Source organism: Desulfovibrio sp. SGI.133, assembly GCF_050313955.1.
Lineage (GTDB): Bacteria > Desulfobacterota > Desulfovibrionia > Desulfovibrionales > Desulfovibrionaceae > Desulfovibrio.
This window is the reverse complement of sequence record NZ_JBNPMK010000001.1, coordinates 574,826-596,489: the sequence shown is the minus strand read 5'-3', so window position 1 is coordinate 596,489 and position 21,664 is coordinate 574,826. Positions and strand designations below refer to the sequence as shown.

Here is a 21,664-nt window from a genome sequence, read left to right as displayed (position 1 = left end):
GTCGATGAGTCTGTGCGAGGATAAAAGTGCTTTGCTTTTTTACAAAGGGGAACTAGGCGGCAAGGATGGCTATAGGGGGCCCCAATGGCTTTAATGGCGAACTGGGCTTGCGCAAAGTATTTTTTGTGTATAATAAAGGTAGTGATTACTAAAATCATTAAGGAGGCTTCATGAAAAAATTTGTCCTGGGGATCACCCTGAGCCTGGTTGGCATCGCACTTTACACCGGCCTTGCGCTGGCGGCGGAAACGAGCCCGCTTGCCAATGCCATCGCCAAACAACTTGAAACGGCGCCGCAGTCCATCGACATGCAGGCGGCCCCCGGCTATCTGGGGATTCCCGGCGGACCGCAGACCAATATGCTGCTGGCCTTTGGCTGGGCCCTGTGGGTGGGCTGGATCTTCTCCACGGTAGGAGCTTTTGGTGGTGTCATGGCTGGTGTGGGCCACATGAGTGTGCATGGCTTGGGCGCCTATGCCAAATCCTTTGGGCAGACGCCCCTCAACAAATCCATCACCGACTCTGTGCGGGCTTCCAACCAGATGCTGGCCGGGCTTTCCGCAGCTCTGAGTACCTTCAGCTACTATCGCCTGAAGCGCATCGTGCTGCCTCTGGGGATCGCCTTGGGCCTGGGTTCCATCGTGGGCGCCTTCATGGCCGTCAAGTTGACGGCCGGTAAGCTGAACTTCTCCTCTTACCAGGGATATTTTGGCCTTTTCGTCCTGCTGCTGGGCTGTTATCTGATGTGGGAGACCTCTCCGGCCGGGCAGCGTTCCAAGGCCAAGGCCAAGGAAGCTGCCAAAGCTTTTGAAGCCTCGGTCAAAAACAAGACTTCCGGTGAGGTCGTGGAGACGGGTGTCCGCCTGCGCAGCTTCAGTCTGGGGCGTTGCGTCTTCACCTTCTGCGGCGTGGAGTTCTCCTTCAATCCCATACTGCCGTTCGTGGGCGGTATCGTCATCTCTTCCATTGCCGCCTTCCTGGGTGTGGGCGGTGGTTTCCTGCTGGTGCCCTTCCTGACCAGCATCACCCAGCTGCCTATGTATCTGGCTGCCGGGACGTCGGCTCTGGCCGTGCTGGTGAGCATGATCACCGGCATCACGACCCTGCTGCTGCACGGCGTGACCGTGGACTGGTCTCTGGTGGGGCTGGAGCTGGTGGGCATCGCTGTGGGGTCTCTCATCGGCCCCTACACCTCCCGTTTCTTCTCCGACATCTGGCTGAAGCGTCTGTTCATCGTTCTTGCCCTGTACGTGGGCACGGATTATGTCTTGCGCGGCTTCTTCAATTACCGTATTTTCGGCTAGCTACCGGGGGCAGGGGCATTCCCTGCCCTGTTTTTTGCATTGCATGAAAAATTTTTTGTTGTGGATAGATCCCTGGTGTATCGCCCCGTACCGCTGGTTCCCGGACCTGCCGGAATGGGGCTATATGGTGGGGACATGTATACTGGCCGTCCAGGCCGTGGTGCTGGGCCTGTTGACCTTGCGGCTTGGGCAGCGCATGCATGCGTCACGTCTCAAAGCGTTGCGCACTGAGATGCAGCATTATCACAAGCTGAGTGAGCGTGCATTGCGCGAGAGCGGAAAAGACGCTTACAAAGCCGTCAATCGCCAGGGACATGAAGCCTTTGGGTATTATTTTTCCCTCAATGGTGCCCTGTGGGTAGCTTCATTGTGGCCGGTTCCCCTGGCTCTGGCCTGGATGCAGGCCCGCTTCGGCATGGTCAGCCCCTCCCTTCCTTTTTCTTTGCCCCTGCTGGGCCCTGAGCCGGGATTCGTTTTCTGGTTCGTGCTGGCCTACATCCCCTTGCGCTTGCTCCTGGGACGTGTGCTGTGCCCCGTGAGAGACGAGCAGGGGACGATCATCGACTAATATACGCCCGCCATGCGGGCAGGAGTCCATATATGGCGTCATCCATCGTCTACTCCCTGTGCGGCATGTGCAATACTCGCTGCCCGGTGGAGATCCATTGTGAAAACGGCGTGCCGCGCTGGATATGCGGCAACAGCCACAGTGCTTCCGGAGCGGCCCTGTGCCCCCGGGGCGCTGCGTCCCTGGCCCTGTATGCTGATGACGAACGTCCGCAGGGGCCGCTGATCCGTGCCGGAGAGCGCGGTGCCGGTCAGTGGCGTTCCGTGAGCTGGGACGAGGCCCTGGATTATGTGGCGGAACGGTTGAAAACGATCATGGCCACCTACGGGCCGCGCAGTGTGCTCTGGTCCGAGCGGCCCGGGCCGTTCTCCGACATGGGCAAGGCCCTGATGCGCGGTCTGGGCTCGCCCAATTACTGCACTCATGATGACGCCTGTGCCCATAACGTCAATCAGGCCTCCTATTCCCTGACCGGTCACGGGCGCGGCAAGTGGATCTATGATTTCAAGAACTGCCGCCATATCGTCGTGCAGGGCCGGAATTTTCTGGAATCTCTCAAGGTCGGGGAGCTCAATCAGGTGCTGGACGCGCTGGACAAGGGCTGTCGCCTGACCTGTGTGGACGTTCGCCCCACGGTGACGGGGCTCAAGGCGCAGCAGAACCTCTGCATCCGTCCCGGCACGGATCTGGCTCTCAACCTGGCGGTGCTGCATGTCCTGATTGAAGAAAAACTCTACGATGCCGCGTACGTGGAGCGTTATGTCCAGGATTTCGAAGCGCTGGCGGACTTTGTGCGTCCCTATTCGCCGCAATGGGCCGAAAAACAGTGCGACATCCCGGCAGATGTCATCGCAGAGCTGGCGCGTTCCCTGGCCGCTGCGGCGCCGCAGGTCATCTGGCATGGCGGCTGGATGAGCACGCGCTATCCCCAGTCGTTCATGGTCTGCCGTACGGCCTACCTCATCGATGCATTGCTGGGCGCTTTCGGCAGTAAAGGCGGCCTGCTGCTGGCGGCGGGTCCCAAGGATGCCGGCCGCAAGGGGCTGCGTTCCTTCACCTCGCTGTATGCTGCCCCCAGGGAAAAGCGGGCGGATGGCGTCGGCTGGGCCGAACCGACCTTTGCTCCCGGCGCCAGCCTGCTGCACAAGGCCTTCCGGGCCGTGGAAAGCGGGGATCCGTATCCCGTCAAGGCCTACTTCACCCTTAAGCACGACCCTCTGTCCGCCATGCCGGATCCTGAACGGCAGAAGGCACAGCTGGCCGGTCTGGAGCTGATGGTCTCGCTGACCTTTTCCTGGTCGGATACGGCCTGGTTCAGCGATGTGGTGCTGCCCATGCCGTCCTTTGTGGAGCGGGGATCCCTGCTCCAGGTCAAGAACGGCAGCAAGCCTGCCTTCATCATGCGCAGTCCGGCTGCTGCAGTCCGTTTCGATACCCGTCCGGACTGGTGGATCCTGGGACAGCTGGCCCGCCGTCTGGGGCTGGAGGATCTGGCCTGCGAGACGCTGGAAGATGTCTGGCGTTTCCAGCTGGAAGGGACTGGTGTCTCCGTGGAGGATTTCCGGCACGGTTCCGTCTCCCTCTCTGATGCCCCCATCGATCTGGGCCCCCGTTTCGCGACGTCTTCCGGCAAGATTGAAGTCCTTTTCGGTCCCTGGCAGGAAGCCGGGCTGCCTTCGCTCATGCCCTGGCAGGACGTGCCCCGGCCGGGGAAGGGGCAGTTCCGCCTGATCGTGGGCCGTAATGCGCGCCACACCCATTCTCACACCCAGAACAATCCCTTGCTGCACGACAGCCTGCCGGAAAATCGCGCCTGGATCGCCCCTGAACGGGCCCGCGAGCTGGGCGTGGAGGATGGAGATACTGTCCGTATGGAAAGAGATGACGGCAAGGGAGGCGAGATCCGGGTGCGTGTCATCCCCGGCATGCATCCCGATGCCGTGTTCATGCTGCATGGTTTCGGGCATCGCCTGTCGGTGGAGAGCAGGGCCCGCGGCAAGGGACTGGCAGACCAGGAGTTCATGCATGGCGGACTGGACAAGGAAGATGCCATGGTCCACGGCCTTGCCCTGCAGGAGCACTTTGTGACCCTGCGCCCTGTCCGCAATGATCATGCCCGGGAGGAAAACTGATGAGCAGTTCCACCTGTATCGTTTTTGACGAAAAACGCTGTGTCAATTGCAAGGCCTGCGAGATCCACTGCCGTCAGTGGCACGGGATCTCCCTGCCCCTGTGCCGGCAGCTGGGCGGCACGCCCGCTCTGGCAGAGGGCAAGGTCAGCCTGCCCATGGGCTTCGTGACCTGTGTGCATTGTGCGCGGCCCGCCTGTCTTCGAGCCTGTACGCATGATGCCATGTGGCTGGATGAGGAAAACATCGTCCATATCGATGCCGACCGTTGTACGGGCTGCGGTGCCTGCGTGACGGCCTGTCCCTACCATGTGCCCCATCTGGATGCCGTTACCGGCAAGGCCTGCAAGTGTGATCTGTGCCATGACCGGCGCAAGGCCGGACTGGAGCCCGTCTGTGTGGCCGGTTGTCTGGCCCGGGCCCTGCATGTGAGCAATGATGAGGATATGCATCGAAAGATGAGCCGTCAGACCATCCGCTGGATCAAGGATCTGGTAGGAAGCCTGCCGGAATAGACCATAGGGTCATCCAGACCGGTCCGCAGGGGATCAAGACAGCAGGGAGGCTTTGCCGTACGGGGCAGGCCTCCCTGCTGGCGTTTCGGGCCCTTCCGGGAGGGGCTTTGTGTGCGGAGCGGTTGACAAGGAGAGGAGGGCGACATAAAAAATAGTTTAGTAACTAAACTATTTTTTAAATAAATAATTAAGAGGGCTCACATGGAATGGACGCAGATACCGGATCTTTCGGAGATCCTGCTGTCTTTGGGAAAACACCCCACTCAGGGGCCGGATATGCCGGAAGGTACACTGCCCACGGCACCGGGGCGGATCATCGAGGCCCTGGTGGCCTGTGCCCCCAGAGGGCTCATGGTCAAGGAGCTGGCCCAGTTGCTCTACCTTTCGCCGGGCTGCATCTCGCAGACGGTTCAGGGGCTGGTCCTGGAGGGGCTGGTGGTGCGGGAACCATCGGAAAAGGACCGGCGGGCGGTCTCCATCCGTATGACGGACAAAGGCATGGAGCGCTACCGCTATCATCACGACAAGATCAACGGCATCCTGGACCATCTGCTGCGTGATGTGTCGGCGGAAGACAGGGCAACCTTCGAGCGTGTCCTTGCCATCGCCCTGGAGGAAGGCAAAAAACTGCGGGCAGCGCAGGCGCAGGGAGCGGGCAAATGAGAAGATCCTTCCTGTTGTCCCTGCTGCTGTTCCTGTGTGCCGTCCCGTTTGTCCGGGCGGCCATGCCGGGGCCGGGCATGCCGGTACCGGCGCCTGTGGTGGAAGTGGGGGAAGTCCTTGCCGTGCAGGACACCCGGAGCCGCCGCTATACCGGTCGGGTGGTCTCGCCTGCCACGGTATCGCTGGTGCCCCGGGTGGCGGGCGAGATCCTGGAAGTGGGTTTTCGCGATGGCGATACGGTCCAGGCCGGCCAGATGCTCTACCGCATCGATCCGGTGCGCTACGAGGCCGCGGTGAAGAATGCCCGGGGCAAGGTCGTGCAGTACAAGGCGGAGCACGCCTATGCCCGGGCCGACCTGGCCCGCAATCGCAGCCTGTTCAAAAAGCAGGCCGTCAGCCGTGATGTGCTGGAAAGCGCCGAACGGACGGAGCAGGTGGCCTATGGTGAACTGCTGGCGGCGGAGGCCGACCTTGTGACGGCCCAGGATGACCTGCGCAACACCCGGATAGTGGCGCCCATGGCCGGGCGTATCGGGGTCACGGCGTTCACGGCCGGGAATTATGTGACCACCTCGTCCGGCACCCTGGTGACGCTGGTCAGGACGGACCCTGTGCGTGTGCGCTTTGGTCTGAGCGTACGCGACATGCAGGCTGTCTTCGGTTCCGAAGAGGAACTGCGCTCGCTGGGGCGTGTGCGGGTCCGGCTTGCCGACGGTACGGACTATGGGACCGAAGGCCGGGTGACCATCGTGGACAACACGGCGGAGGGCAGAACGGACACGATCCAGGTCTACGCCGAGCTGGCCAATCCCCAGAGCCGCCTTGTGCCTGAGAGCACCGTGGTGGTGACCCTGTACAGGCAGACGGACAGCCTTGTGCCTGCCGTGCCCCCGTCGGCCGTGCAGCATGACGCGCAGGGAGCGTTCGTCTATGTGGTACAGGAGGACGACCGGGTGAGCCTGCGCCGCGTGACGCTGGGGAATCTGGTGGGCGAATCCCAGACGGTCCGCTCGGGGCTGACCGTCCATGAGCGGGTCGTCACGGACGGCACGCACAAGGTGGCTGACGGGATGAAGGTGGACTATGCCCGCAAGGGCGCGGATGCCGGAGTGCAGGACTAGCATGTTTTCGCTTATCTTCATCGAACGTCCCCGCCTTGCCGCTGTGGTGAGCCTGATCCTGCTGCTGGCCGGCGGCATCTCCCTGGCCAATCTGCCGGTGGCGGAATATCCCGAGATCGCGCCCCCCACACTCTTCGTTTCGGCGACCTATTCCGGGGCCAGTGCCGATGTGGTGGCCCAGACCGTGGCCATGCCTTTGGAGAACGAGATCAACGGCGTGGAGGACCTGCTGTACTTTTCGTCCACCAGCAGCAATTCCGGTTCCTATTCCTGCTCCGTGACCTTCCGCTCCGGTACGGATTCCGACATCGCCCTCGTCAACCTGCAAAATGCCGTCAAACGGGCGGAGGCCCAGCTGCCCAGCGAAGTGACCAAGGTCGGCATCACGGTGGAGAAGCGCGGCAACGATATCCTGGCCATGCTGGCCTTCCAGACCGACGGCACTTCCCTGAGCCTGAATGAGCTGGTCAACTATGTGAACAACAACGTCAAGGATGCCCTGGCCCGTCTGGAGGGGGTCTCCTCGTCGGACATGATGTCGCAGCAGGAATACGCCATGCGCATCTGGATGGACCCCTTGCGCATGTCCGGGCTCGGCATCTCGTCCAGCGAGATCAGGAGCGCCGTGGAGGCGCAGAACGTGCAGGCGGCCGCGGGCACGCTGGGGGCCGAAGGCAGCAACCGTTACGTTTCCTACAAGCTCAATGTGCAGGGGCGCCTCAAGACAGCGGAAGAATTCGGTGAGATCGTGGTCCGCTCCGATGCCGACAGCGGCCGGATAGTGCGCCTGCGGGACGTGGCCACCGTGGAGCTGGGCTCCAGCAGCTATTCAGGACGCTCCACCTTCAACGGCAAGGAAAGCGTGGGCCTGTCCCTGTACCGGAGCCCTGATGCCAATGCGCTGGCGACCATGAACCGCATCAAGGCCGAGCTGGCCACCTGGGAGCAGCGCTTCCCGCCCGGTGTGAGCTATTCCATCGCCTATGACCCGACCAAATTCATCGTCGCCTCCATGCGGGAGATGGTCTCCACCCTGGTGGTGGCCCTGATCCTGGTCGTTCTGGTGACGTGGCTGTTCATCCAGGACTGGCGGGCCACGCTCATCCCGGCGGTGGCCATTCCCGTGTCGCTGGTGGGGACCTTCAGCGTCATGTACGCCCTGGGATACAGCATCAACACCCTGACCATGTTCGGCCTGATCCTCGTCATCGGCTCCCTGGTGGACGATGCCATCGTGGTGGTGGAGAACACGCAGGGCATCATGGAACGCGAAGGCCTGCCCGCCCGTGAGGCAGCCATAAAAAGCATGCGGCAGATCACCGGGGCCGTCATCGCCACGACCCTGGTCACAGTGGCCTGCTATGCGCCTCTGGCCTTTTACGGCGGCATGGTGGGGGCCATCTACCGTCAGTTCGCGGTGAGCATGTGCGTGGCCCTCTGCCTTTCCACCGTGGTGGCACTGACGCTCAGTCCGGCCCTGTGCGCCCTGGTCCTGCGCAGGTCGGGCGGGCAGTGTGCCCCCATCTTCCTGCCCGTCAACAGGTTCCTGGACGCCCTGCGCGGCCGCTACTTGGGCATGACGGGGCGTCTTGTGCGGCGCGGCGGGCTGACGCTGGGGATATTGGGCGGGACCTTCCTCGGCGTATGGCTCCTGTATGGGCATATCCCGCCGTCGTTCCTGCCCATGGAAGACAAGGGCGTCATCTTCTGCAATGTGGAATTGCCCGGCGATGCTGTCCAGGAACGTACCGATGCGGTGTTGGCCACGGTGCGCGAGCGTCTGGCGGCCATCCCCGGTATCCATTCCGTCATGCAGGTCTCGGGTATGAGCATGCTCAGCGGCAGCGGGGAGAACGCGGCCATGTGCATCGTGGAGCTGGACCCCTGGGAGGAGCGCAGCGCGCCGCAGACCCGCCTTTCGGCCATCATGGGACAGATCCAGGGACGGACGCATGATATCGCCGCCGCCAGCATCGTGGCCTTCACGCCGCCGGCCATCATGGGCCTGGGCGCCACGGGCGGTGCCTCGTTCGACATCTGCGGCATCGGGGACATCGAAGCGTCCGCGCTGGCCACCGTCACGGATGCTTTTGTCCGTGATCTGTCGGCACGCCCCGAGACCATGTTCGCCATGACGGCCTATGATGCGGCCACGCCGCAGCTCCGCCTGCGCCTGGACCGCGAAAAGGCCGAGCTGCTGGGTGTGCAGGCCGGGACCGTGTTTTCCACGCTCCAGGATGTGCTGGCGTCCTATTATATCAATGACTTCACCCTGAGCGGCAACAATTTCGAGGTCAAGCTCCAGGCCGGGGCCGACTCCCGTTCATCGCTGCATCATGTGGAAGAATTGCTCATCCCCAACAGCAACGGCGACATGGTGCCCCTGAGCGCTCTGGGCACGCTCCAGTATGAAGTGGGGCCGCGCCAGATCACGCGCTTCAACAAGATGGTCGCGGCGGAGATCAACGCCCAGAGCGCCCCCGGTGTCAGCTCCGGCGACCTGTACGCGGCCATCGAGGGCATCAAGCTGCCCGCAGGCTACCATATCGAATGGACGGGCCTCAGCTATCAGGAAAAGCAGAACACCGGACAGATAGTCTTCCTCATGGGGCTGGCCCTGCTGTTCGCCTATCTTTTCCTGGTGGCGCAGTACGAGAGCTGGACGATCCCCGTGCCGGTGATGCTGACCGTCAGCTTTGCCGTGCTGGGGGCCCTGCTGGGGCTGACCGTCTGCGGGGAATCCATGAGCATCTATGCCCAGCTGGGCCTGGTCATGCTCATCGGCCTTGCGGCCAAGAACGCCATTCTGATGGTGGAGTTCTCCAAGCAGGAGCGCGAGGGCGGCAAAGGCATCGAGGAGGCGGCCCTTTCGGGAGCGAACCTGCGTTTCCGCGCCGTGATGATGACGGCCTGGAGCTTCCTCTTCGGCGTTCTGCCCCTGGTGTTCGCGGACGGTGCGGGTGCCGCCAGCCGTCAGGCCATCGGCATCACGACCTTTGCCGGCATGCTGGCGGCCACATGCGTGGGCATCGTGTTCACGCCGGCCCTGTACGCCGTTTTCCAGCGCCTGCGCGAAAAGGCTTCGAGGAGATTCCGCGGCGGTCGCGCGGCCCTGTGCCTGCTGCTGGCCGTGGGCCTGTCCGGTCTGTGTGGCTGCACCCTGGGGCCTGACTTCAAGCGGGCGGACGCGGACGTACCGGAAAACTTCCTGCCCGGCACGCTTGCCGGTACGGGCCCCCCCCTACGCCCGTCCTGGTGGGAGGATTTCCATGATCCGCTGCTGACGGCCCTGGTGCTCGAAGCCCAGGAGGGCAGCCTTTCCGTCCGGCAGGCCGTGCAGCGGGTGGCCCAGTCGCGGGCGGCACGCATGGAGGCCCGTGCGGAATTCCTGCCGGATGCCACAGGGACGGGCGAGCTTGCCCGCTCCCGGAACTATGCGCCCGACGGGACGGCCACCAAACTGGACGCCTCCGTGCAGCTGGCTCTGGCTGTGGACGTGTTCGGCGGGCTGCGGCGCAGCCTGGAAGCTGCCGGTGCCGATCTGGAGGCCGCGGGCATAAGCCTTGCCGACGCACGCGCCTCCCTGGCGGTGGAAGTGGCCAATGGCTATGTGGATCTGCGGCTGGCACAGGAAAAACTCCGCATCGCGCTGGAGAACGTGGCCGTGCAGCGGGATACGGTGCGCATCATCCAGGCCCGTGCCGATGCCGGCACCGTGGCCATGCTCGACCTGCATGCCGCCCGGGCCCAGATGGAGACCACGCAGGCGTCCGTGCCGTCGGCGGAAGCGGAGGTCGTGGCGGCCATCCGCAGTCTGGAGGCCCTTGCCGGCCGCAATCCCGGCATGTTCGATGCCCGGCTGTCCCCCTCCGGGCCCATACCGGAATTGCGCAGCTTACCTTCGGCCGTGCCTTCCGATCTGTTGCGCCGCAGGCCGGACGTCCGCAAGGCCGAAGCCGAGCACCATGCGGCCACGGCGCGCATCGGGGTGGCTCAGGCCGCGCTCTTCCCCAGCTTTTCCCTTGTGGGCAGCGGGGCCGTCACTTCCTCGGACTTCGTCTCCTGGAGCGATGCCATGAAGAGCCTGGGGGTGGGGCCCATGGCAAGCTGGAACATCTTCTCGTTCGGCCGGAACAAGGCCGTGGTGGACCAGGCCCGGGCAGCCGCGGCAGAGGCCGCTCTTGTGTATCGGGAAACGGTCCTGGAGGCCCTGCATGACGTGGAGACGTCCTGGTCGGCTTATGAAAAGGAATCACGCCGGGAGGACGGCCTGCGTGCGGCCCGGGACCACCAGAAGCAGGCCCTGCTGCTTTCCCGCAACCTGTACGCGGGGGGCAAGGGCGACTATCTGGACGTGCTGACGGCCCAGGCATCCAGCCTGAGCGCCGAGACGGAATACGCCTCGCATCGGGCGGCCATGGCCAAGGATGCTGTTTCTCTCGTCAGGGCCCTTGGCGGCGGCTGGACAGGTGAAAACATGACGCAGCCTTGATGAAGAAGAGCCCTGCCGGAGACCGGCAGGGCTCTTTCATATCGGTGGACCGGCCGCATCTTAGTTGGCCGCGACTTCCTTTTCTTCCACCACAGGCGCTTCATCCTCATCCAGCGTCACGACGAAATAGCGTCGCCCGCTGGTCTCCTTGCCCAGGTGTTGTTGCAAAACGGGCAGCATGGCCTGCAGCAGGGTACGGAAATCATCATCCTGGCCCGTACAGCGGATCTCTGTCCGCCAGAGGTTCTTGCCGCGGCCGCCGTCCGGTGCCCGTGTGCAGCCTTCCAGCAGCAGCCCGGCATGGAAAAAGACCTTGGTCCGCGTCTCTTCCTCGCGCACCCAGCGGGTATGGCGAAAATGCCCCCGGCCCCAAGTGTAGGGTACATAGCTGACCGTGGTGTAGATGCGCACGTCGGGCTCGCTGATGCCGAAGCTGATGAAGACCAGGTTGTCGCTTTTGTCCTGCGTCTGTCCGTCCAGTTTCAGGGTGTAGCCCCGGGCCGTGAAGCAGGGCTCCAGCTGTGCGGCCACATCCCGGAACAGCAGGTCGTCCTCGGCCATGCCTTCCACGCCGGGGCGGGGCACATAGACGGTGCCGGCGCTGTCGGCCTGGGGGCCGCGCAGGGAATCCACGCTCACGCCGTACTGGGGGGCGCAGGCGCCCAGCCAGGGCAGGAGCAGCAAACAGAGCAGAATCAGGCAGCAAGGCTTGCCGGTATGACGGAAGCGGGGACGGATCATGCGACACCCCCTTGGTATGCTAAGACTCTGGAGCCGCCCGCCTGCGCCACGGGGCACCGGCAGGCAGGGCAACTTTTGCGCCCGGATGCTTTTTTGACGGGGTCTGTTTACAGGGTCGCGCCGAGGGCGGCGAGGCACGAGACCCCGGCCAGCAGGACGGCCAGCAGCAGGGTCAGCAGCTTGCCGCCGGTGGAGATACGGCGCGGGGCCACCTGCATCTTCAGGGCCACCATACCCTGGAGGATGCGTTGCAGCGGCCAGAGCACGCTCAGCAGGAGACCGCCGGCACAAATAAGGATCATGCCTTTGACGCCCTGGACTTCCAACAGCTGGACGAAGGCGTCCTTCCAGGGCATCTGCTGCCGGCTCATGGCAGCGCTGATTTCATTGATGCGCTGCTGGGACTCCGCGCCGATCAGGGTCGAGCTGGCAGTGGCCATGCCGCCGATGAGCAGGAAGACCAGCAGGAGGAAGAGCCCGGCCGAGCCCATGATCCAGGAGGCGTGCTGGGCTTCGTCCTCAAGCCCCTCTTTGCGGGCGCTGTTACGGATCGTCAGGGCCAGCAGGGGGGCGATGATCCAGAGCAGGAAGCTCAGATTGGACAGGGGCGTGGCGAACATGGCCACAAGCAGCAGAAAGTACAATCCCCACAACGGCAGGGGATTGCGGATGGCAGCAGACATGACGGATCCTTGCAAGGGGTTAGACAATCTGCCCGTTACGGGCAGGGGTTCCTTCTTTCTGGATAGCATGATGCCTGACGCCCTGCCAGCGGAAAAACGACCTGCCGGACGTCGGCTGCGAGCCCCTCGTCTCAGGCCTGCCCCGCCGCATCCTCATGGGGGAAGATTCGGGCCAGCTCTTCCGGCGGGAAGGGGCCGCGGGCATGGCCGTCCTCAAAAAGCAGGAGTCGGGTCGCCAGACGGCGTGCCTGGGCGATCCCGTGCGAGACGAGGATAATGGCGTAACGCTCCGAAAGCTGCAGGAGCAAATCCTCGATGCGGCGGGTACTGGCCGGATCGAGGGATGCCGTGGGCTCGTCCAGCAGGAGGATCTGCGGCTCCAGGGCCAGCGTGCGGGCCAGACAGAGGCGTTGCTGCTGGCCGCCGGAAAGGGAACCGGCAGGATCGCCCAGCCTGTCATGGACTTCCGGCCACAGGCCCACGTCTTCCAGACTGCGCCGGGCCCGTGAGCGGGCTTCGTCCATATCCAGCCCGGCAGCCAGCTGCAGGGGCAGCAGCAGGTTTTGTCCGATGCTGGCCGGCAGCACATTGGGGATCTGGAAGACCATGCCCACCTGACGGCGCAGGCGGGAGAGGGCCTCTTCGCCCCGCAGGCAGTTGATGTCCTGCATCTTCCCGTCCAGCAAAAGTTCCACCTGCCCCTGCATGCGGCTGTCCTTGGTGCAGTCGTGCAGGCGGTTCAGGCAACGCAGGAAGCTGGTCTTGCCGGAACCGGAACGCCCCAGAAGGACGCTGATGCCGTGGCGCGGCAGTTCAAGATCCACATGGTGCAGGATGGCGCGGCCGTTGAGGTGCAGGCACAGATCATGGATGCGGACAAGAGGGGTCATTGCGGTCCTCCCGAAAACGTCAGGGGCGTCATGCCCGGCTGCCGTTCCCGGCGGAAACGTTCATGCAGCCACCAGGCCAGCAGGAGCAGGCCGCCGGAAAGGGCCAGCAGGGTCAAAGCGGCGCCGAAGCCCCGCTGCAGCTCTTCCGGTGTCTGGTATTGGGCAGCCGTGTAATAGATGAAAAAGGGCAGGGCTTCGAAACGCAGGCCCAGACCGGCGGGGAGCCCCGCGTTGGCCACTACGCCGGTAAGCAGGATGACGGCCGTATCTTCGGCGGAGCGGCCCAGGGCCAGCATGACGCCGCTCAGGATGCCGCGGCTGGCCTGCGGCAGCAGCAGGTGCCGCACGACCTGGCCGTGACGCAGGCCCAGGGCGGCCCCGCTCAGGCGCAGGGAGGCGGGCAGGCTCTCCAGGGCGGTGCGCGTGGTCACCACCAGCGCGGGCAGAACAAGTAGGGCCAGGCAGCCCCCGGCCAGCAGCAGGCCGGAGCTGGCCCCGGCAAAGCCGAGACGATGCAGGAACAGGATGAGGGTGAAGCCGAAGATGCCCATCACGATGGACGGGACGCCGGACAGGATGTCCATCAGGCTGTTGAGCAGGCGCTGCATACGGGGCGGGGCGTATTCCGCCAGGTAGATGCCGCAGCCGATACCGGGCACGAGGGCCAGGGCCATGGTGATGCCCAGCAGACAGAGGGTCCCAAGACAGGCGGGCCAGATACCGTCCCAGATGGGGAAGCGTCCCAGCAGGGCGGGCCAGAACGGCGCGTCACCTACCAGAAGCGCGGCATCCAGCACCGGCAGACCCCGCCAGAGCAAAAAGCCCAGCAGAGAGAGAACACAGGCGCTGCACAAAAGACCGGCACCGCGCGCCAGCAGGTGCAGGCCTGCGGGGGCATGGCGGCGCCAGAGGGCGGGAACGGGCGGAAGGAGCACGTCCTGCTTTTTTTCCAGGCGCCGCAACACCAGGCTGACGCCGGTACTGATGCAGAGCAAAAGCCCCCCGGCCACGAACAGAGAATTGTAGGCAGGACCGCCCACGTCCGTGGCCGTGACCAGGCCCATGTGGGCGGTCAGGGTGCGCAGCCCGGCGAACAGGTTTTGCGGGACATTGGGGGCATTGCCGCTGAGCATGAGCGGGATGAGGGTGTCCCCGATGGCTCGGCCGAAGCCCAGCAGCCCGGCGGTCAGCAGCCAGCGGCGGACGGCGGGCAGGGCAAGACAGGCAAGGACGGTATCCCGGCTCATGCCCAGGGAAAGAGCGGGCAGGAGCAGGCGGCGCATCTGTTCGCGCAGGGCCACGTCCATGACCAGCACCATGGTGGGGCTGATGAGCAGGGCCAGGACACAGGCGGCGGAAAGCCAGCACAGGCCGGACCCCTGTCCGGCGGCCTCCCTGACCAGAGGGGTGAGCAGAAACACGGCGGCAAAGCCGTAGACCACCGTAGGGATGGCGGTCATGAAGCGGATGAGGCCTGTGAGCCATTTTTGCCAGAACGCCGGGCGGGGATCCTGCAGGGCGCAGGCCAGCCCCAGGGACAGGGGCCAGGCCAGCAGCAGGGCAGAAAAGGACAGGATGAGGGAGCCCGCCAGCATGGGCAGGATGCCGAAGTCCGCGGGGGGACGCCACGCCCAGGAGAAGATCAGACCGCCCTGGGCGCTCCAGAGCACCGGCAGGGCAAAGCAGCCCACCAGGGCGAACAGCGCGCCCGTGGCAAGGATGACCAGCAGGCCGCATAGACGGGGCAGGGTCCCGCTATGCCGCAGAAAAGGAAATGCCATGTTCAGTATCCCGGCGGGGCGGCATGGCCGCCCCGCATAGTACGATGACGGATTACTTGCGGCCGGTGGGGATGTAGCCGCTCTTTTCGATGATGGCGCTGCCTTCAGGCGAGTAGATATAGTCGATGAAGGCCTTGGTCAGGCCGGAGGGCGCACCCTTGGTGTTCATATAGAGCAGGCGGGTCAGGGTGTAGGCACCGGAGGCGGCATTTTCCTGCGAGGGGACCATCTTGTCGAAGGTCAGGGCAGCCACGCTCTTGTCCACATGGCCGATGCCCACATAACCGATGCCCAGCTTGTCCTGGCCGATGGCCGTCTTCATGGCGCCGTTGGAGTTCACCACGTTGGCGGAAGCCACGATGGGGCCTTTCTTCAGGGCCTTTTCCACAAAGACTTCACGGGTGCCACTGCCGTCTTCGCGGGTGTAGACCGTGATGGGGGCGTCAGCGCCGCCCAGGGTCTTCCAGTTGGTGATCTTGCCGGCAAAGATGTCCTGGGCCTGCTGGGCCGTGATGGCCCGCACCTTGTTGGCGGGGTTGACCACCAGGGCCACACCGTCGATGGCAAAGGGGAAGCTCTGCAGGCCGTACTTGGCGATTTCCTTTTCCTTGAGGGCGCGGCCGGTATTGCCGATCTGCACCAGGCCTTCGCCCACCTGCTGCACGCCCACACCGGAGCCGCCGCCGGCCACGGTGATGCGGATGTCGGGATTGGCGGTCATGATGTTTTTGGCAGCGCCTTTCATGACCGGGATGTGGGCCGTGCCGCCGGCGATATCAAGCGTGCCGGAAAGGCCCTTGAAGCTGTCCAGCGGAGCGGCGTGGGACGTCATGGCAAAGATCAGGCCCGCCATCAGGGCAGGCAGCAGGAAACGGCAGGTTTTCATGATGACCTCTCGTACGGAAAATGTGGGCTGTTGCGGGAACAGCGGGAAACGCGCCGGGCGCGTCGCCTCGAACCGGGAACACCGGCAGAGGACGGGGCGCGTGCGTGCGGTCCGGGACCACGACAGCACGCCCCGAAAGCATATCGGGACACATTATCCAGGAAAGGTGCAGGAAAGCGGCAGACGGGCGATGCTGGGCAGCATCCTACCTCGGAGGCATCGCCCGGAAAGGTCTTGCGCTGTCTGGGAGCCGCCAGGACCATCCGTTTTCGGCACACATGCCTGAACGCACAGATCTCCCCACGGGAGTCCGGCGCATGCGTCAGCAGAAACGGATATGCATGGTGACCTCCAGCCATTGCCGCCCAAAGGCGGCGGTGTTCACAAGAATGTCCTAGTGTAAGAAGAAAGGATGGCGGGGTCAATACGATGCCCTGCATACGGTAACACCTTCTTGCCTTGGAGCGGGGAGCATGACTATAGTCTGTCCCCGTTGCCGCAAGAGGGCAGCGCGGAAGGATCGCTGCGGAACATGTTCGGGAGGTGCACCATGGCGGTAGGCTGGGCGGGCGACAATGCCGTGCAGGATCAGATCCAGGATTCCATCGCTGACGAGGTGCGGCGGGCCAGAGCCTGCCTGCCCCGGGGCGAGAGCCGTGCCTTTTGTGAGGAATGCGGCGAGCCCATCCCCGAAGCCCGGCGGCGGGCCCTGCCCGGTGTGCGGCTGTGCCTGGAATGCCAGCAGGAAGCCGACAAAGAGCAGCACGCCGTGCATCTGTACAACCGCAAAGGCAGCAAGGACAGCCAGCTGCGCTGATCCTGAGCAAGAACGAGGAAGATCATATGTCGGGCTTGTTGGCGCGTCTGCGGGCGCGCATCCCCCTGGAGGAAGGTTCGCTGGTCCTGATCACCATGATCTGGGGCGCCACCTTCATCATCATCCGCAGTGCCCTGGAAGCCACGGGGCCCTTCTTTTTCGTGGGCGTGCGTTTCGCGTTTGCCGCCCTGGCTCTGATCCTGTTCTCCCTGCCGCTGCTCAAGGATTTCACCTGGCGGGAAGTCTGGGCGGGCATATGCATAGGCCTGTGCATCTTTGGCGGCTATGCCCTGCAGACCTGTGGCCTCCAGACCATCACGGCCAGCAAATCGGCCTTCATCACGGCCTTCTATGTGCCGTTGGTCCCCCTGCTGCAATGGCTGGTCATGAAGCGTCCGCCGCATTTGATGGCCTGGGTGGGTATCGCCCTGGCCTTTCCCGGCGTCCTGCTGCTTTCCGGGCCCGATGACAGCAGCGCGGGCTTTGGCTGGGGCGAGATGCTGACGGCCATCAGCGCGCTGGCCATCGCCATGGAGATCATCCTCATCGGTCTGGTGGCCCGCAGCGTCAATGCCCGGCGTGTCACCATCGTGCAGGTGCTCATGGCCTCTTTGCTCAGTTTTGCCACCATGCCCCTGGTGGGCGAAAGCGTGCCGCCGCCTTCCTGGCTGGTGCTGGGCAGCGCCTTTGCCCTGGGCGTTTCCACGGCGGGCATCCAGTACGCCATCAACTGGGCGCAGAAAAAAGTCTCGCCCACCCGTGCCACACTCATCTATTCCTGTGAACCGGTCTGGGCGGGCATCTTCGGCCGCATGGCCGGGGAACGCCTGCCGGGGCTGGCGCTGCTGGGGGGAGCCATGATCCTGGCGGGGGTGCTGGTCAGCGAGCTGAAGCCGGGCGGCCGGAAAAAGGAGAAGGACGTGGCCCGGTCTTAGCCGGATACCTGTTTTTTAGCAGGGATGCCGTTCCTGAAGGCCCGAAGGAGGCAGCAGGCTATAGCCATGCAGGACAAAAGGGGGTACCATCCAGAAAGCTCGAAGTACCATACCTTCAGCCATGGTGTGTTTGGACGCCCGGACCGGTCTGCTTCGCGCGCATGGGAGCAGCTGCTTGTGGTGCGGCTGCCGTACTGGTCATCGCCTTTCGGAAAGAAGCCCCGGCATGGCGGGACCGGAGAATGAGGCCCACCCGCGCATGGGAGATCGCTACCGGCAATGAAGACAAGGGGGTGCACGGATGCCGCATGCCTCTTTGACAGACGATGCGAAGCAACAGAAGATCGCGGAACTGACACGTCTTTTTTTGCATAAGCACTACTGTGAGAACGATACGGAGCTCCTGCTTTCCCACCTAGACGATGCCTTCAGCTGGTTCGGTGCCGGGGAGCATGAGTACGCCGTTGATCCGGCGACCGTCATCAGGACGTTCCGGGCCTTTGCAGGTAGGGTGCCCCGCTGCGAGATCGGCGAAGAACAGTACGACGTCATCCAGCCCATGCCGGACCTGTTCATCTGTACGGGCATGCTCTGGGTCGCCACAGCTCCGGATTCCGGCATCTGCCTGCGCGTTCACCAGCGCATCTCCACGGTTTTCCGCTGGACGATGCAGGGGCCCCGCTGCTGTCATCTCCACCTTTCCAACCCTTACAGCGAGATGGATGCGAGCGACAGCGGATTTCCTGAAAAAATGGCTGAGGAGTCCCGCCGCTATCTCCGGGAGCAGGTCGAGCTCCAGAAAAGGAAGATCGCCGAGCAGCACGACGTCATCGCCCAGATGTATGTGGAGGATCTTTCCACCGGGCTGTACAACAGAAACAGGTACAACCAGGTCTGTGACTCCCTGTCCGGGAAGGATTGCGGCAGCCTGGGCATCGCCTACTTCGACCTGAACGGCCTGAAGAAGATCAATGACCTCCAGGGGCATCAGGCCGGTGATGCCCTCATCCGTCGCACCGCGGAGTGCATCCTCCAGGCCTTTGGCCAAAAGGCCTACCGCATAGGTGGTGACGAGTTCATCGTCATCGACCGCGAATCCGGCCGCGACGCCTTCCATGCCTGTGTCCGTGATGCGCTCCAGGCCATGGAGGAAAGTCATATCTCCATCTCCTGCGGTATTTCCTGGCGTGCCGAACAGGGCAATATCGACGAGCAGATCAACGAAGCAGACAAAAAGATGTACCTGGCCAAGCGAGAGTTCTACGCCTGTAAGGAGCATGACCGCAGGCACTATTGGCCGGAACAAGACTGATGAGCGTTCCCTGTATTTTGGCCCGTAGGGCAGGGCCGACGAGGGAAGAGGGCTGCCCGCCTTTTCCAGGGCGGTGGAAGCATCTTTTTCGGCATCCTTCCACTTTTTTGAAAAATTCTTTTGCTAAACGCTTGACTCCGTGAGCTGTTTTCTATACATAGCTTCTCACGACGCGCTCGTAGCTCAGCTGGATAGAGCAACAGGCTACGAACCTGTAGGCCAGGAGTTCGAATCTCTTCGGGCGCACCATGCAAATTCAGGCGATCAGTTTTACTGGTCGCCTTTTTTGCTATGTGCAGTGGCATTGCGAAAGGCCTGCATCAGTATATCCGTCCTCCATCCGCGGCGTACTATAAAGCAGCGCCGGGATCTCCTGCCGGATCTCTTTTCAGGTCGCAGGCTCTGTGCTACAAGGCAGACGTCGGCCCGGGCCTGCGTTCCCAGACAGGTCCGGCCTTCGGCCCAGCCCCCCGTAACGTGCATACGCACATCCCAAGGAGGAAAACAGCCCATGGAAAACAAAGTTCTGGAAGTCCTGGTCAATGCCGGAAAGCCCCTGCGCCCTGGCGACATCGCCAAGGAACTGGGAGTGGATTCCAAGGAAGTCAGCAAGGCCATTGCCGAACTGAAGAAGGAAGGCAAGGTCATGTCGCCCAAGCGTTGCTATTACGCTCCGGCGGAATAATCCTCGCAGCAACGAGTATGGAAAAGGGCGGGCCCGCAAGGGTCCGCCCTTTGTTATTCACTTTCCCGGCCACAAGGGGGCTGCAAGACTAGGCGTTGACGCCGTCCTCTTTGCGCCAGCTGGCCAGCTGGGAGCCGATGAAATCGCAGATGAAGGCCTGCTCCTCGCGGCCGTTGCCGTGGATATCCATGGGCGCGGCGAACTTGTAGCGCACCGGCAGGCCGCTTTTGATGGGGCCCAGCTCCTTGAGCTTTTTTCCCGTGCCCCAGGCATCGGTCTTGAGAGCCAGCGGCACCACGGGCACACCGGCCTTGCGGGCCAGTTTGACCCCGATGGTGTTGAAGTGCTGGGGATCGAAATCCGGGGTGCGGGTGCTCTGGGGAAAGACGATGATGGAGATGCCTTTCTTCAGGCGTTCCACCCCGCCTTCCAGGACGGCCGTCAGGTCTTCGCGGGGATTGGTGCGGCCCACGACGATGGGATCGCGGGAGCGCATGACGGCACCGAAGAAGGGCAGAGTGACCAGGCTTTTTTTCATCACGAACGTCACGGCACGGTGGGGCCGGATGATGCCGGGCAGCATGAAGGTCTCCAGCGTGCTCATGTGGTTGGCCACGAAGACGCAGGGGCCGCGCGTGGCGGAGATGTTCTCCATGCCTTCGATGCTCACCGGGCAGCCCACACGCTCGATGAGTTCCGTCACACGCAGGCTGGCGTGGACCCAGGCGCTGTCGTCACACAGGCCTTTGGCGGCCCTGCGACACAGCCAGAACACGGGGCCCGCCAGCAGGCTGCTGTAGAATTTCAGGGCCGGGAAACGGGCAGGGGCGCCCAGCTGCGGGGCCGTGCTGACATAGGTGGAAAGATCGCCGAACGGGGCCTCAACGACCCCTTCTTGATACTGCTGCATCAGGATTCTTCCGTTTTTCTGATTTTATGGATCTTGCGCCACCACTGGCTCAGGCGAGCTTCATCGCCCATGTCGCGGGGCTGGTAAAAGCGGCGACCCACGAGCTCGGCGGGCAGGTAATCCTGCTCCACCCAGCCGTCAGGGTAGTTGTGGGGATATTTGTATTCCTTGCCGTAGCCCCATTCCTTTTGCAACTGCGTACTGGCGTTGCGCAGGTGCAGGGGCACGGGCCGCGCTCCGTTGTATTTGACCTCGCGGGCGGCGGTCAGATAGGCGGCGTAGCTGCTGTTGCTTTTGCGGGCCAGGGCCAGATAGACCACCGTTTCGGCCAGCGGGATGAAGCCTTCGGGCATGCCCACGAATTCCACGGCCTGCTGGCAGGAGACGGCCAGGGGCAGGGCATTGGGGTCGGCCAGGCCCACATCCTCCGAGGCGGAAAGGATGAGACGGCGGCAGATGAAACGCGGGTCTTCGCCGCCTTCCAGCAGACAGGCCAGATAGTACAGGGCCGCGTCGGGATCGCTGCCGCGGATGGATTTGATAAGGGCCGAGGCCAGCTCGTAATGGCTGTCACCGTCTTTGTCATGACGCATCATGACTTCGGGCAGGGCGGACTTGAGCTGCTCGGGTTCACGCATCTCCTCGGGCAGGGAGGCGGCGTACTCCACCAGATTGAGCAGGGTACGGGCATCCCCGTGGGCCGCGGCGGTGATGATGTCCAGCACCTCGTCGCTAAGCGTCACGCCTGTCTGTTCGGCGCCGCGCCGGGCCAGCTCCATCAGTTCCGAGCGTCCCAGAGGACGCAGGCGCAGCACGTGCAGGCGCGAGAGCAGCTGCCGGGTGACGCTGAACGACGGGTTCTCCGTCGTGGTGGCCAGCAGGGTCAGCTCGCCCGATTCCACCAGCGGCAGGAAAAAGTCCTGCTGCGCTTTGGAAAAGCGGTGCAGCTCGTCGAGTACCAGGATCTCGATGCCGTTGAGGGAGCGGCGCAGGTGCTGCAAGCCTGCCTCCGGCGCGCTGAGGCGCAGGTACGGGCGCTTGCGGGAACGGGCCAGCAGCAGGGCCAGCGTGGACTTGCCGCAGCCCGGCGGGCCGAAAAGCAGCAGGCTGGGCAGGCGCTCCGCCGCCATGAGCGACTTGAGGCGGCTTGCCAGATGGCTCTGCCCGAGAAAAAGATCGGGATCGTCGGGGCGCATGCGCTCCGGCAGAGGCTTCTGTGCGGTCATGGCTGT

General features: G+C 63.5%; 18 protein-coding genes and 1 tRNA gene. 12 read left to right on the top strand and 7 right to left on the bottom strand.

From position 1 onward, the window contains the following. The first annotated feature begins 170 nt into the window (after positions 1 to 170). The 7 genes from ACQRBR_RS02760 (at position 171) to ACQRBR_RS02730 (ending at position 10,792) form a co-directional block, all read left to right on the top strand. The gene (locus ACQRBR_RS02760) at positions 171 to 1,304 is read left to right on the top strand and encodes a sulfite exporter TauE/SafE family protein (RefSeq protein ID WP_303881261.1); all 1,134 of its coding nucleotides are present in this window, start codon (positions 171 to 173) and stop codon (positions 1,302 to 1,304) included. 43 nt (positions 1,305 to 1,347) lie between these two features. After that, positions 1,348 to 1,872, top strand: coding sequence for a hypothetical protein (locus ACQRBR_RS02755; protein ID WP_321128374.1), 525 nt, complete (start codon positions 1,348 to 1,350; stop codon positions 1,870 to 1,872). 32 nt (positions 1,873 to 1,904) lie between these two features. Continuing rightward, entirely contained in the window at positions 1,905 to 4,004 is a 2,100-nt protein-coding gene (locus ACQRBR_RS02750) for a molybdopterin-dependent oxidoreductase (protein ID WP_427812251.1), read from the top strand. Continuing rightward, positions 4,004 to 4,516: a 4Fe-4S dicluster domain-containing protein gene (locus ACQRBR_RS02745; protein WP_427812250.1), complete on the top strand. Its 513-nt coding sequence runs from the start codon at positions 4,004 to 4,006 to the stop codon at positions 4,514 to 4,516. Before ACQRBR_RS02750 ends, ACQRBR_RS02745 begins: the two co-directional genes overlap by 1 nt. A gap of 276 nt (positions 4,517 to 4,792) precedes the next feature. Next, the gene (locus ACQRBR_RS02740; RefSeq protein ID WP_303881251.1) at positions 4,793 to 5,179 is read left to right on the top strand and encodes a MarR family winged helix-turn-helix transcriptional regulator; all 387 of its coding nucleotides are present in this window, start codon (positions 4,793 to 4,795) and stop codon (positions 5,177 to 5,179) included. Beyond that, a complete protein-coding gene (locus tag ACQRBR_RS02735) occupies positions 5,176 to 6,300 on the top strand; it encodes an efflux RND transporter periplasmic adaptor subunit (RefSeq protein ID WP_427812249.1) in 1,125 nt (374 codons plus the stop codon). Before ACQRBR_RS02740 ends, ACQRBR_RS02735 begins: the two co-directional genes overlap by 4 nt. Before the next feature lies 1 nt (position 6,301). Further along, positions 6,302 to 10,792 (top strand): efflux RND transporter permease subunit, encoded by a 4,491-nt coding sequence (locus tag ACQRBR_RS02730; RefSeq protein WP_427812248.1) that lies wholly within the window; start codon positions 6,302 to 6,304, stop codon positions 10,790 to 10,792. Positions 10,793 to 10,852: 60 nt separating this feature from the next. Here ACQRBR_RS02730 and ACQRBR_RS02725 read toward each other — a convergent pair whose 3' ends face one another. From ACQRBR_RS02725 to ACQRBR_RS02705, 5 genes are all read right to left on the bottom strand, one after another. After that, a complete protein-coding gene (locus ACQRBR_RS02725) occupies positions 10,853 to 11,533 on the bottom strand; it encodes a hypothetical protein (protein ID WP_427812247.1) in 681 nt (226 codons plus the stop codon). 107 nt (positions 11,534 to 11,640) lie between these two features. Beyond that, positions 11,641 to 12,216 (bottom strand): hypothetical protein, encoded by a 576-nt coding sequence (locus tag ACQRBR_RS02720; RefSeq protein WP_303954843.1) that lies wholly within the window; start codon positions 12,214 to 12,216, stop codon positions 11,641 to 11,643. Between the two features lie 131 nt (positions 12,217 to 12,347). Continuing rightward, on the bottom strand, positions 12,348 to 13,106 hold the full coding sequence (locus ACQRBR_RS02715; protein WP_427812246.1) for a phosphate ABC transporter ATP-binding protein: 759 nt from the start codon (positions 13,104 to 13,106) through the stop codon (positions 12,348 to 12,350). Further along, the gene (locus tag ACQRBR_RS02710) at positions 13,103 to 14,887 is read right to left on the bottom strand and encodes an ABC transporter permease subunit (RefSeq protein ID WP_303881238.1); all 1,785 of its coding nucleotides are present in this window, start codon (positions 14,885 to 14,887) and stop codon (positions 13,103 to 13,105) included. The genes ACQRBR_RS02715 and ACQRBR_RS02710 overlap by 4 nt, the downstream gene beginning before the upstream one ends. Positions 14,888 to 14,939: 52 nt before the next feature. Then, complete coding sequence (locus ACQRBR_RS02705) at positions 14,940 to 15,773, bottom strand: phosphate ABC transporter substrate-binding protein (RefSeq protein WP_427804150.1); 834 nt, start codon at positions 15,771 to 15,773, stop codon at positions 14,940 to 14,942. Positions 15,774 to 16,323: 550 nt separating this feature from the next. Here ACQRBR_RS02705 and ACQRBR_RS02700 point away from each other — a divergent pair. From ACQRBR_RS02700 to ACQRBR_RS02680, 5 genes are all read left to right on the top strand, one after another. Then, positions 16,324 to 16,590 carry a DksA/TraR family C4-type zinc finger protein gene (locus tag ACQRBR_RS02700; protein WP_204625229.1) on the top strand — a complete coding sequence of 89 codons (267 nt, stop codon included), beginning with the start codon at positions 16,324 to 16,326 and terminating at the stop codon, positions 16,588 to 16,590. A gap of 26 nt (positions 16,591 to 16,616) precedes the next feature. Then, the gene (locus ACQRBR_RS02695; protein ID WP_427812245.1) at positions 16,617 to 17,525 is read left to right on the top strand and encodes a DMT family transporter; all 909 of its coding nucleotides are present in this window, start codon (positions 16,617 to 16,619) and stop codon (positions 17,523 to 17,525) included. A 367-nt stretch (positions 17,526 to 17,892) separates the two neighbouring features. After that, positions 17,893 to 18,837, top strand: a complete 945-nt coding sequence (locus ACQRBR_RS02690) for a GGDEF domain-containing protein (RefSeq protein ID WP_427812244.1) — start codon at positions 17,893 to 17,895, stop codon at positions 18,835 to 18,837. 172 nt (positions 18,838 to 19,009) lie between these two features. Continuing rightward, positions 19,010 to 19,086, top strand: a tRNA-Arg gene (locus ACQRBR_RS02685). A gap of 262 nt (positions 19,087 to 19,348) precedes the next feature. Beyond that, positions 19,349 to 19,522, top strand: a complete 174-nt coding sequence (locus ACQRBR_RS02680; protein WP_006004519.1) for an HTH domain-containing protein — start codon at positions 19,349 to 19,351, stop codon at positions 19,520 to 19,522. Between the two features lie 88 nt (positions 19,523 to 19,610). Here the strand turns inward: ACQRBR_RS02680 and ACQRBR_RS02675 are convergent, their stop codons facing one another. Beyond that, positions 19,611 to 20,432, bottom strand: coding sequence for a lysophospholipid acyltransferase family protein (locus ACQRBR_RS02675; RefSeq protein WP_304039912.1), 822 nt, complete (start codon positions 20,430 to 20,432; stop codon positions 19,611 to 19,613). Beyond that, the gene (locus ACQRBR_RS02670; RefSeq protein WP_300705926.1) at positions 20,432 to 21,658 is read right to left on the bottom strand and encodes a replication-associated recombination protein A; all 1,227 of its coding nucleotides are present in this window, start codon (positions 21,656 to 21,658) and stop codon (positions 20,432 to 20,434) included. Before ACQRBR_RS02670 ends, ACQRBR_RS02675 begins: the two co-directional genes overlap by 1 nt. Between the last annotated feature and the right edge of the window lie 6 nt (positions 21,659 to 21,664).